Origin of the sequence: Pedobacter petrophilus, from assembly GCF_009674725.1 — a bacterium.
GTDB classification, from domain to species: Bacteria; Bacteroidota; Bacteroidia; order Sphingobacteriales; family Sphingobacteriaceae; genus Pedobacter; species Pedobacter petrophilus.
Genome location: NZ_WKKH01000051.1, coordinates 15,555 through 28,212 on the forward strand (window position 1 = coordinate 15,555; position 12,658 = coordinate 28,212).

8 protein-coding genes are annotated in these 12,658 nt (G+C 39.1%); 7 read left to right on the forward strand and 1 reads right to left on the reverse strand.

What is annotated here, in order from left to right:
• Nucleotides 1–183: 183 nt before the first annotated feature.
• From GJU39_RS20215 to GJU39_RS20245, 7 genes are all read left to right on the forward strand, one after another.
• Complete coding sequence (locus tag GJU39_RS20215; RefSeq protein ID WP_154282817.1) at nt 184–2,226, forward strand: HU domain-containing protein; 2,043 nt, start codon at nt 184–186, stop codon at nt 2,224–2,226.
• Complete coding sequence (locus GJU39_RS20220; protein WP_154282818.1) at nt 2,226–2,933, forward strand: MotA/TolQ/ExbB proton channel family protein; 708 nt, start codon at nt 2,226–2,228, stop codon at nt 2,931–2,933. The genes GJU39_RS20215 and GJU39_RS20220 overlap by 1 nt, the downstream gene beginning before the upstream one ends.
• Nucleotides 2,933–3,334, forward strand: a complete 402-nt coding sequence (locus tag GJU39_RS20225; RefSeq protein ID WP_154282819.1) for an ExbD/TolR family protein — start codon at nt 2,933–2,935, stop codon at nt 3,332–3,334. Before GJU39_RS20220 ends, GJU39_RS20225 begins: the two co-directional genes overlap by 1 nt.
• Entirely contained in the window at nt 3,334–4,149 is an 816-nt protein-coding gene (locus tag GJU39_RS20230) for an energy transducer TonB (RefSeq protein ID WP_154282820.1), read from the forward strand. The genes GJU39_RS20225 and GJU39_RS20230 overlap by 1 nt, the downstream gene beginning before the upstream one ends.
• A 189-nt stretch (nt 4,150–4,338) precedes the next feature.
• A complete protein-coding gene (locus GJU39_RS20235; RefSeq protein WP_154282821.1) occupies nt 4,339–5,628 on the forward strand; it encodes a bifunctional folylpolyglutamate synthase/dihydrofolate synthase in 1,290 nt (429 codons plus the stop codon).
• Between the two features lie 68 nt (nt 5,629–5,696).
• A complete protein-coding gene (pafA, locus tag GJU39_RS20240; protein ID WP_154282822.1) occupies nt 5,697–7,355 on the forward strand; it encodes an alkaline phosphatase PafA in 1,659 nt (552 codons plus the stop codon).
• Nucleotides 7,356–7,511: 156 nt separating this feature from the next.
• The gene (locus tag GJU39_RS20245; protein WP_154282823.1) at nt 7,512–10,883 is read left to right on the forward strand and encodes a methylmalonyl-CoA mutase family protein; all 3,372 of its coding nucleotides are present in this window, start codon (nt 7,512–7,514) and stop codon (nt 10,881–10,883) included.
• 60 nt (nt 10,884–10,943) lie between these two features.
• On the opposite strand, the gene GJU39_RS20250 is transcribed toward GJU39_RS20245, so the two are convergent.
• Nucleotides 10,944–11,924, reverse strand: a complete 981-nt coding sequence (locus GJU39_RS20250) for an acyl-ACP desaturase (protein WP_154282824.1) — start codon at nt 11,922–11,924, stop codon at nt 10,944–10,946.
• Nucleotides 11,925–12,658: the final 734 nt, after the last annotated feature.

Genomic DNA, 12,658 nt, shown 5'->3' on the forward strand with positions numbered 1-12,658 from the left:
CTTTGTAACCGTTATCTTTGAAGGAATACAGATATCGATCCTTTTAAACAGTAAAATTTGCATGATAAAAATTATCCATTCCTCCCCTATTTTAGGACTTTTTCCAGTTGCATTTTGTAAAAATGGCCTCCAAAGCGGTTTAAAGGAATATATTTTTTAATTCAAAAACGATAATTTTACAAAATGGATATCTCGTCATTTCTTTTTGAACTCTTACAACAACATAAAGAAGTTGGTATTACCGGCTTAGGCACCTTTTATAAGAAGAAATATCCCGGAAGATATGACAAGGAAAAACAATCCTTTTTGCCTCCGGGCTTCACCTTGCTGTTTTCGCATGATGTTAAAGAAGAAAATATACTTCCTGTTTATATTTCGGAAAAGCGAAACATTTCGATAGAAAGCGCCAATGACCACATTACACAGTTTGTAGAGGAAACAACTGAAACCCTTGCGCAGGAGAATGAAGCAGTTTTATCAAGCATAGGAAGATTATATTTTACTGAACATGAGGGTTTAAGTTTTGAACCCGCTCAGAATATTAACTATGGATCAGAATTTTTTGGTCTACCTGCATTGGTTGAAACCAGTGTAGTGGAGGGTGAAATAAATGCGCTCCAAAATGATGAGCCTGAAACTTTTGATGAAATTGCAGAAGCACCGGGCGTTCCAAATGGAAATATTAATCGCGAAGCAAAAGAAGTTAAACACCCTGAAATTGAAAATATCGAGTTAGATGAGGTGAATGATGATTTTAAAAATACTTTGAAACATACTTTACCGGCTGACCAGGTTACTGACGCTCCGGCGTTTATTAAGGAGCAACATACTGATCATCCAAACCGCTTCGGACATACGCCTGAAGATGAGGAAGCCGTTAAAGCCATTACTGACGCTGAAGCCCTGTCTGCCAATTCAAATGAAGAAATTAACGAGATTGAGGAAGATTTAAAAGCAGACGAACCAGTGATTGAAGCACCTGAATTCATTAAGGAGCAACACGCTGATCATCCGAACCGTTTCGGACATACACCCGAAGATGAGGAAGCCGTTAAAGCCATTACTGATACTGAAGCCCTGTCTCCCAATTCGAACGAAGAAATTAACACGGTTGAGGAAGATTTAAAAGCAGACGAAACAGTAATTGAAGCACCTGAATTTATTAAGGAGCAACACGCTGATCATCCGAACCGTTTCGGACATACGCCCGAAGATGAGGAAGCCGTTAAAGCCATTACTGATACTGAAGCCCTGTCTGCCAATTCAAACGAAGAAATTAACGAGGTTGAGGAAGATTTAAAAGCAGACGAACCAGTGATTGAAGCACCTGAATTTATTAAGGAGCAACACGCTGATCATCCGAACCGTTTCGGAAATCCATCAGCATCTGAAGAAGAAAATATTCCTGCAGATTTACATAAACCCGAGTCGCCTGCTATTACAACGCCAGGTCCTATTGAATCTGTAATAACACATCAGGAAAATCCAAACCGTTTCCGTTTCGGCTATACTCCAGAAACCGATGAGCCGAAAACTTACGTGAATTTAGAAGAAGAAGCCAAAACAGAAGAGCCGGTTATTGAAGCTCCGGAGTTTATTCAGGCGCAACATGCAGCGCATCCAAATCGTTTTGGCCATGATCCAATCATACCTGAGGAAGAAACGCCTCAAGGGATGTCTACCTGGTTAAAAGTTACCATCGTAGTTTTGATCTTAGTTATTATCGCTGCAATTACTTATCTGGTTAAACCAGAATTATTTACTGGTCAATCAGCGTCCATAGAAGTAGCAAGTAGGGTTATAGATTCGCCGAAGGTTGCAGTAGATACACTGAAAGCAAAACAGGATTCAACAGCCAAAACAGATAGCATACTAAAAGTTAACCAGGTACAGAAAAAAGCAGATTCGGCACAAAAACCAGTAGTTAAACCGGTTGTTGAAACACCGAAAGAAACTAAAGTTACACCCAATACAGGCGGCCCTTCTACGTTTGATGTTATTGCAGCCTCTTTTCAATCAGAGAAAAAAGCATTGGTATTTATCAAGCAAATGGAAAAATTAGGATTTAAAGCAAAAATTGCTAACCTGCCAGGCCGTTTGAAAAAAGTTAGCGTAGCAAGTTTTAAAACGCAAAAAGAAGCAGAAGAACAAAAAGAAATTATACAGAAAAAGCTAAAAGGAAAAGGATTTTTCGTGCAACGAATATTAAACAACACACAACCATAATGATTACTTTATTAATTCAAGACACCACGCAAGCGATTCAAGACACTGCAAATGCGGTTAACCAGGCGTTAACACAACCAGCTCCGGAAGAACTTCATTTCATCGACCTACTTTTTAAAGGCGGCTGGGTAATGATTCCCTTGGCTTTTTTAGCATTTCTAGCCTTAGTTATTTTTGTTGAACGTTACTTAACCATCAAAAAGGCAACTAAAGATGAATCAAATTTGATGGGACAAATCAGATCTTACATTCAGTCTGGAAATTTAGATGGCGCAATGTCATTACTCAAAAACAATAATTCTCCGCTCTCTCGTATGTTACAAAAAGGCTTAAAACGTATCGGCCGCCCAATTAAAGACATTGAAGGTGCAATTGAAAACGTGGGTAAACTAGAGGTTTCTAAACTGGAAAAAAATATCAGTATCCTGGGTATTGTAGCCGGTATTGCACCAATGCTTGGTTTCGTTGGAACCATTGTTGGGGTAATTACCATCTTCCACCAGGTATCCATAAAAGGTGCGATTGAAATCGGTACCATTTCAGGTGGTTTGTACACCAAAATGATCACTTCAGCATCTGGTTTAATTATCGGGATTATCGCCTATGTGTTGTATCACATTCTAAATATTATGGTTGAAAAAATCATCTTAAAAATGGAAACGGATGCAATTGATTTTATTGACTTATTAGAAGAACCGAGCAAATAATGAATTTACGCAAAAGAACAAAAGGAAGTGTAGAAGTACATACATCAGCACTGAACGACATTATGTTCTTTCTGATGTTGTTTTTCTTATTGGCCTCTGCTGTAGTAAATCCTCAGGTGGTTAAATTGTTATTGCCGCAGTCTAGCAGCGGCCAACAATCAACGGCAAAGAAAGCGGTAACGGTAAGTATAGACGATAAGTTTAATTATTTCGTTGATAAGAAACCGGTAACTGTAGAAGGTTTGCAGTCATCAATTGAAGTTTACCAAAAAGCAGCACCAGACATGACGATCGTATTATACGTAGCGAAGAATGTTCCTGCAGAGAATATTATGGTTGCCTATGATGTGGCAAACAAATTGAAATTAAAACTCGTTTTAGCTGTAGAGCCTAAAAAATAATGAATACTACAGAAGAAAATAATTATCCAAAAGCCATTGCCATTTCCGGCGGAATCATGGCAGTTTTGCTTGCGATTAGTTTTTTAATCGTAATTAATTCTTTTGAGCCACCCGAAGATTTAGGAATGGGCGGAATGGTGGTTAATTATGGTACTGCTGAAACGGGTATGGGCGATGATTATACCAGTATTGAGGAACCATCTGCAGATCCAAACGCCAATAATAAAGCACCGGATAAAGTGGTGCCGGAAGAAAAAGTAAGCGAAAATACGCCTGTAGAAACTGGTGAAAAGGAAATTCAGACGCAGAATACCGAAGAGGCAATTGCCGTAAATACAAAGCCTACCAAAACAAAGGCAGCTACCCCTACTACCGCAAAAGAAGAAAAGCCTACAAAGCCTGTGGTAAATCAAAATGCACTTTACAAAGGCAAGAAAAGTACAGGCCAGGGTGGTGGAGATGGAACAGGAAATACGCCGGGGAACCAGGGATCAGTAAATGGTGATCCCCTGGCCAATAATTATGGTGCCGGTGGTTCCGGATTTGGAAATACTCCACTTCCATTAAGGCGTTTTGCTAATTTACAAAAACCGACAGACGATGGTCAGAAAACCGGCCGAATTGTGATAAGGGTATATTTTAATAAAACCGGACGGATAATTAAGGCTACTCAAAGCCTCAAAGGCTCCACTACTACGGATACAGAATTAGTTAATAAGTGTATTCAAGCTGTTTTAAATTCTTCAATCATAAAAGCCGAGGAAGGTGGAGACAATCAAACCGGCCTGGTTACTTTTAATTTTGGCGTAAATTAAGCTAGTCTATTAATAGATTTAATATTATAGTTAGTACCACACAAAAAAGCACAGGAAATCCATGTGCTTTTTGCGTTTAAGTACTTTTGTAATTTAACAAAGTACCAAGACTTATAATCAGCATCAGGCTGATATTACAATACTTAAATTTCAATTTCACAATGAATTACCTTGATGTATATTTGCGCCATGGACTATCAGCAGACACTTGATTTTTTATACAGCAAACTTCCAATGTTTACCCGTGTTGGCGCCTCAGCATTTAAAAAGGACCTAACCAATACCATTTTATTATGCAAAGCGATTGATAATCCACAGGAAAAGTTTAAAACTATTCATGTGGCTGGTACAAATGGAAAGGGTTCCACTTCACATATGCTGGCATCTGTTTTGCAAGCTCAAGGCTATAAAACCGGTTTGTATACCTCACCCCACCTTAAAGATTTCCGGGAGCGAATCCGGATCAATGGAAAAATGATGCCTAAGCAAGAAGTAGTAGACTTTGTAGCAGCACAGCGTTCACTCATGGAAGATATCCAGCCCTCATTCTTTGAGGTTACCGTAGCCATGGCTTTCGACCACTTTGCAAAAAACAAAGTGGATATCGCAATAATCGAAGTGGGCTTAGGTGGACGGTTAGATTCAACCAATATTATCAATCCACTAATTTCAGTAATCACCAATATTAGTCTGGATCATACGAACATGCTCGGCAACACTATTGAAGAAATTGCAGGAGAAAAAGCGGGTATCATTAAAACCCATACGCCAGTCATCATTGGCGAAACGCAAGAGAAATCGTCTGATGTTTTCACAGCAAAAGCCATGCAGATGCAAGCGCCGATCGTATTTGCTGATCAGATTTTAAAAGCTAAAGATTTCAAATTGAAAAAGAACTTGCTTTCATTAACCGTATTTCAGGGCGATAAGATAAAATATAAAGATTTACAAAGCGACCTCACCGGCATCTATCAGCCCAAAAATATTTTAACGGTTTTGGAAGCATTATCCGTCCTTGGCAAAGAAACCGAATTAAAAATCGATGAAGAAAGTATTTACAAAGGCCTGAGGAATGTGAAGAAATTAACTGGTTTGCAAGGACGTTGGCAAACTTTACAAACCAATCCGCTGGTGATTTGTGATACCGGGCATAATGAAGCTGGCATTGCAGAAGTGGTTAAAAATATCGCCCAAACAACTTACGAAAATCTGCATATTGTTTTTGGGATGGTAAACGACAAAGATATTTCAAAAGTGTTATCGCTTCTGCCTAAAGAAGCCACTTATTATTTTTGCAAGCCCAATCTGGAAAGAGGTTTACCTGAGGCCGAACTGGCTACACAAGCTTCAACTTTTAATCTGGTTGGAGAGAGCTATCCATCAGTGTTGGCAGCAAAAAACACAGCGATAAACAATGCGGCCCCGAATGACCTGGTTTATATTGGCGGAAGTACTTTTGTGGTGGCCGAAGCGATATAAAAACTTTACAAAAACTTCAAAAGTTCTTCATCTTAAAATCATTAATTTAGGCCTTTATTTAAAATAGAATGAAGAAAATTTCTTACTTACTCCTTTCCCTTTCGCTCCTTTCTTGCTCAATTGCATCAGCACAAACGAAGAAAACTGCTGCCAATCAATCCAAAACTTTTCCTGCAGAAGTTGCCCGGCCGAAATTAGTAGTCGGTCTGGTTGTTGACCAGATGCGTTGGGATTATTTATATCGATACTATAACAGATATACAAACGGAGGTTTTAAAAGGCTAATTAACGAGGGTTTCTCAGCAGAAAATACTTATATCCCTTATACGCCAACCTATACGGCATGTGGACACACCTGTATCTATACTGGTTCAGTCCCTGCAATTCATGGTATTATTGGCAACGACTGGTACGATGCTGAAACGAAGAAAAACATGTATTGTACTGAAGATACTTCTGTAGTTACCGTTGGAAGTACACCTTCATCAGAAGGAAATATGTCTCCGAAAAATATGCTTAGTAATACCATTACGGACGAATTGAGGTTAGCCACGAACTTTAAAGGTAAAGTTATTGGTATCTCCCTGAAAGACAGGGGCTCTATCCTTCCTGCCGGGCATGCAGCAAATGCGGCATATTGGTACCAGGGAAGCACCGGAAATTGGATCACCAGCTCTTATTACATGACTGAAGTGCCTGCATGGATTGCAGACTATAACAAACTAAAACTGGCAAATAAATTTTACGCGAAGAACTGGGAAACCTTATATCCAATCAATACTTATACCAATAGTACATCAGATGAACAAGCTTACGAAGGAAAATTAAGCACTTTTCCACACAGCCTGGCCCAGTTTGTAGATAAAAACTATGATGCCATCAGAAGTACACCATATGGAAATACCATCACTTTAGACCTGGCCAAGCTGGCTATCCTTTCTGAAGATTTAGGCAAGGATAATATTACTGATTTCCTTGCTTTAAGCTGTTCTGCAACAGATTATGTTGGTCACCAATATGGACCGAATTCTATAGAAGCCGAAGATACTTATCTGCGTTTAGACAAAGATTTCGAAGAATTTTTCAATTATCTGGATAAGCAAGTGGGCAAAGGAAACTATACAATTTTCTTAACTGCAGATCATGGTGCCGCCCATGTGCCTGGTTTTATGCAAAAAAATAAACTCCCTGCAGGCGTAGTGAGCGACAGGGATATTGCTGCGAAATTAAACACTTTTCTGAATGATAAATACAAAGTAAACAATTTGGTTTTAAGGTCGATGAATAACCAGATCATTTTCGATCATGATAAGACCGATAACTTAAATGTAAGTTTTGATGTCATCAAATCAGCATCGATTGAATTCCTTAAGAAGTTGGATGGCTTCGCAAACGTGGTTGATATTTCTAAAATTTCACAATCTACTTTACCAGAAGTGCAGAAAAAGATGATCACCAACGGTTATAACGCCAAACGAAGCGGAGATCTTTACTATATACTTAACCCAAACTGGTTTAACGGCAGCAGCACTGGTACCACACATGGAAACTGGAATCCATACGATGCTCACATTCCATTAGTCTTTATGGGCTGGGGGATTAAGCCGGGTGCATCCAATAAAACGCATTACATGACGGATATTGCACCAACCCTCGCGGCGCTTTTACACATACAAATGCCTAATGGCAACGTTGGAGAACCCATAACAGAAATCACAAACAAATAAATTTTAGCCACCTAACCAGTGGCTTTTTTCATTTTATATCGGCATAGATACTATATAAAAAATTGCTAATTACACTTATTTGCTACATTTGTTGAACCAAATATATTGGGAACAAGCCTGCAAAATTTGATTTTGTGATGCTTTAAATCCTTTAGTATGCAACAAGTAGAAATATACAGGCCACAAAATAAAATTCGTTTTGTTACGGCAGCTTCACTTTTTGATGGCCATGATGCAACCATCAATATTATGCGTAGAATCCTTCAGTCTTCAGGAGCTGAAGTGATTCACCTCGGGCATAATCGTTCAGTTGATGAGGTCGTAAATTGTGCCATTCAGGAAGATGTTCAAGGCATTGCCATGACTTCTTATCAGGGCGGCCACATCGAATATTTTAAGTACATGTACGATTTGCTGCAAGAACGCGGCTCAGGCCACATTAAAATTTTTGCTGGTGGCGGGGGGGTTATTCTGCCAACGGAAATTAAGGAATTGCAGGAATACGGAATAACCAAAATTTATTCGCCTGATGATGGCCGTAAAATGGGTTTACAGGGAATGATTAACGATATGTTGATCCAAACCGATTTCATCACTAAAGAAAAAATTACGGATGAACTTGTTACCATTCCGAAGAAAGAAGTTAAAGCCATTGCTGGTGCGATAACAGTTGCAGAAAATGATCCTGAAGGTGCGCAACCATTTGTAAATGAATTAAAAAAATTATCTAAAAATAACCATGCCCCCATTCTTGGGATTACCGGAACTGGTGGCGCGGGGAAGTCATCACTAGTAGATGAATTGGTGCGTCGTTTCCTGGTAGAAGTGCCAGATAAAACCCTTGCCATTATCTCGATTGATCCTTCCAAAAGGAAAACCGGAGGTGCCTTACTTGGCGACCGCATTCGCATGAATGCGATCAATAATCCACGAGTTTACATGCGCTCACTTGCTACAAGGCAAGCAAACCTCGCCCTCTCTAAAAATGTACAGGAGAGCATAGATATTTGCAAAGCTGCCGGTTACGATTTAATTATTGTCGAAACATCGGGCATCGGCCAGTCGGATACAGAAATTACCGAACATTGCGATGTATCACTTTACGTGATGACACCTGAATTTGGTGCTGCAACGCAGCTTGAAAAAATTGACATGCTCGATTTTGCAGACCTTGTTGCCATTAATAAGTTCGATAAACGTGGTGCCCTAGATGCCCTTCGCGATGTGCGCAAACAATATAAACGCAATCATAATATTTTTGATGCTAAAGATGAGGAGATTCCTGTTTACGGCACGATGGCGTCGCAATTTAATGATCCGGGGATGAATAACCTGTTTGTCGCTTTAATGCAGCAGATAAAAATTAAAACATCGACAGATTTTAAGGCCAAAATGGAATTAACTTCAGATCAATCTGAAAAAATCTATATCATTCCACCAGACCGGATCCGTTACCTTGCTGAAATTGCAGAATCAAGCCAAAACTATAATGAATGGGTGGACAAGCAAGCAACTATTGCCAGAAAAATGTACCAGCTTAAAGGAGTAATCGATCTTGCACAGGATACCCCATCTCTTTCTTTGGGTGAAGGATTACAGGAAGCATATTCATTTTTTGAAGAGCAATTAGATGGCGAATGCAAGCGCCTGCTTCGTCAATGGCCGGAAACTAAAAAGGCTTATAAAGAAGAATTCTTCATCTATAAGGTACGTGACAAGGAAATAAAACAGCCTTTATATTATGAATCTTTGTCAAAGCTTAACATCCCTAAAGTATCATTACCCAGATATGAAGATTGGGGTGATATTTTACGCTGGTTACTTACAGAGAATCTTCCTGGTGAATTCCCCTACGCGGCGGGTGTATTCCCATTGAAACGTGAAGGTGAAGATCCAACAAGAATGTTCGCTGGTGAAGGTGGTCCGGAAAGAACAAATAAACGTTTTCATTATGTTTCTCTTGGACAACCTGCACACAGACTTTCCACCGCATTTGATTCGGTAACCCTTTATGGAGAAGATCCACATGTCCGCCCGGATATTTATGGTAAGATTGGAAACTCCGGAGTGAGCATTGCTACAATAGATGATGCAAAAAAACTCTATTCCGGTTTCGATCTTTGTTCACCATCTACCTCCGTTTCTATGACCATCAACGGACCTGCGCCAATGTTGCTGGGCTTCTTTATGAATGCTGCAATTGATCAGCAATGTGAAAAGTATATTATTGAAAACAGCCTCGAAAACGAAGTACGGGAGATAATAACATCAATTTATAAAACGAAAAACATACCTCTTCCATCATATAATGGTGCCTTGCCGGAAGGAAATAATGGATTAGGGCTAATGTTACTTGGCGTTACAGGAGATGAAGTTTTACCAGCCGACGTTTATCAGACTATCAAATCAAAAGCGATGAGTTCCGTTCGTGGAACGGTTCAGGCCGACATTTTGAAAGAAGACCAGGCTCAAAATACATGCATCTTTTCCACTGAATTTGCCTTGCGGATGATGGGCGATATTCAGAAATATTTCATTGATGAAAAAGTGCGTAACTTTTATTCAGTATCAATATCAGGTTATCATATCGCTGAAGCAGGCGCTAACCCCATCTCTCAATTAGCTTTTACTTTAAGTAATGGATTCACATTTGTAGAATATTACCTGAGTAGAGGGATGCATATAGATGATTTTGCACCAAATCTTTCATTCTTTTTCTCTAACGGGATTGATCCTGAATATGCCGTAATTGGTCGCGTAGCGAGAAGAATCTGGGCCAAAGCCATCAAAAATAAATACAAAGGAAATGATAGATCCCAAAAGCTGAAATATCATATTCAGACATCAGGACGCTCCTTGCATGCACAGGAGATAGATTTTAATGATATCAGAACAACCCTGCAAGCATTATATGCTATTTATGATAATTGTAACTCGTTACATACCAATGCTTACGATGAAGCCATTACCACACCAACAGAAGAATCTGTTCGCAGGGCGATGGCCATTCAATTAATCATTAACCGCGAACTGGGACTGGCTAAAAATGAAAATCCCTTACAAGGTGCCTTCATCATCGAGGAATTAACCGACCTGGTAGAAGATGCTGTCTTACAGGAATTCAAAAGCATTAATGATCGCGGTGGCGTATTAGGTGCTATGGAAACGATGTATCAACGCGGGAAAATTCAGGAAGAAAGTTTATATTATGAAACACTTAAACACACCGGAGAATATCCTATTGTAGGCGTGAATACGTTTTTGAATAAAAATGGTTCACCTACGATTGTTCCTGGTGAGATCATTCGAGCCACTGAAGACGAGAAACAATACCAGATTGATGCCCTCAAAAAGTTCCAGGATAGAAATGCAGATAAATCAGGTGATTTACTCACACAGCTTCAAAAATCTGCAATTAAAGGCGAAAATATATTTGAGCAATTGATAGAAGTTTGCAAAGTGTGCTCACTCGGCCAAATCAGTAAAGCCCTGTATGAAGTAGGCGGACAATATAGAAGAAATATGTAAAAGAAAAAGTCTCGTTTTAAAGAATAAAACGAGACTTCCATTATATTATTAATAACAAATTTAACCGGCTATCCAGCTAAATTTATAGTCGATTGTCGGATTTTTCATTCGATCAGCAACTTTTAATAAACGGGATGGTAGCGCCATAATATAGTCACGGGCTTTTTCACCAGCATCATTTAAATCTTGCATTCCTTCAATTTTCCAATCCTCAATTAGTTGTTGCATAATCTCTACATAATCAACAGCGGTATAAACACCTAAACGTTGTGCAGCATCGGTAAAGTGACCAAAAGTTTGTCCGATTTTTAACCCGACTTCGCGAAGGAAATGTGCAGGCATAACGATTTTTTTACGCATCATATCTTCAAAAGCAAGCATTGCTTCATTTGGATCAACCTCAAAAATGCGATTCATGAAATCTTTATATGCCTTTGCGTGTCTAGCTTCATCAGATGCAATAACACCACAAATTTTAGATAAAAGCGTATCACCATCCTTTTTAGCTAATGAGGCGACTCTTCTATGTGAAACATTGGTAGCTAACTCCTGAAACGAAGTGTAAATAAAGTTACGGTAAGGATCATGACCAGTACCAATATCAAAACCATCGGCAATTAAATACTGGGTGGAAATTTCCATCTGGCGCATATCAACACGGCCAGATAAGTAAAGGTATTTGTTTAAAAGATCGCCATGACGGTTTTCTTCAGCAGTCCAGTGTCTGTTCCATTTCATCCAACCGCCATCTTCTTTCATGCTTGGCCCTTGAACCATGGCCAGCCAAGACTCGTAAGTAGGTAACGCTTCTTCAGTAATGGTATCACCGATAAGAACAGCTACTAAATCATAAGATAAATCTTTTGCATTTTCTCTCAGGATTCTAATATCCTGATAAAAATTTTCACTTGTAGAATCAGGTAAAAAATCAGACGGCTGCCAGTTAGTATCAATTGGCTTAAGGTAGGTATCCATCATTTCGAGCATATACTTCTCGATATGCACCATTACTTCCCTTCTTTTATCTGCAAAAAAACTCATTACTCGTTTATATAAATTTGTTAAAAACAAAGATAGCCAAATATTATGGCAAACCTTATTATATTAACACATTTGCAACGAATCAGTTTTATATATAGTCTTAATTACTATTCTCTTAACAAAACTGAAGTGTTGTAATAATTAGCGTATGAAAAGCAGTAAACTTGCTAGAAGAACAAAAAAAACTTAAACTTGGTATTTAAGACAATATGGTACTATTTACAGAACTTGACGAAACACAGCTCTGGCTCAGCTGGGTTGTTATCAAAATGGCCACTCCCGTTCTATTTTCTAGGGGGAGTGCATGAAGGGAGGGATGGGTTATCTCGTAAATCTTCGAAATCTTTAAGATCGACAACAATCTGCAGGATAAACTCAAGACGCATGGTTCTATTTCGTTTTCCGTCTAACATTAGTCGTTGTGCTGTTGTTCGTTAACTACGAAAAAAGATCCTGAAACAGGTTCAGGAGGACGCGCTATGAGATTATACTAAAAATCCTGGAGATAGAGGAGGGGTTATCTGAGCATCATTATCCGTTTTTCGTCTGTCGTAGTTCGTTTTTGGCCCTATTGGCTTTCCATTTTATCCTTTAGTCTTTGTTCCCTGCTCTTTGCTCCTTGCTCTTTGTTCCCTGCTCTTTGTTCCTCCAACTTTCTGATAACGCAGAAACCCCTGCAGTTGTTACTGCAAGGGTTCTTTGTTAAATGCCTGATTTGAGGCTTTTAAGATTTG

Coding starts and splice junctions, on each gene's coding strand:
- GJU39_RS20215 (WP_154282817.1), top strand. CDS start 184: ATGGATATCTCGTCATTTCTTTTTGAACTCTTACAACAACATAAAGAA.
- GJU39_RS20220 (WP_154282818.1), top strand. CDS start 2,226: ATGATTACTTTATTAATTCAAGACACCACGCAAGCGATTCAAGACACT.
- GJU39_RS20225 (WP_154282819.1), top strand. CDS start 2,933: ATGAATTTACGCAAAAGAACAAAAGGAAGTGTAGAAGTACATACATCA.
- GJU39_RS20230 (WP_154282820.1), top strand. CDS start 3,334: ATGAATACTACAGAAGAAAATAATTATCCAAAAGCCATTGCCATTTCC.
- GJU39_RS20235 (WP_154282821.1), top strand. CDS start 4,339: ATGGACTATCAGCAGACACTTGATTTTTTATACAGCAAACTTCCAATG.
- pafA (WP_154282822.1), top strand. CDS start 5,697: ATGAAGAAAATTTCTTACTTACTCCTTTCCCTTTCGCTCCTTTCTTGC.
- GJU39_RS20245 (WP_154282823.1), top strand. CDS start 7,512: ATGCAACAAGTAGAAATATACAGGCCACAAAATAAAATTCGTTTTGTT.
- GJU39_RS20250 (WP_154282824.1), bottom strand. CDS start 11,924: ATGAGTTTTTTTGCAGATAAAAGAAGGGAAGTAATGGTGCATATCGAG.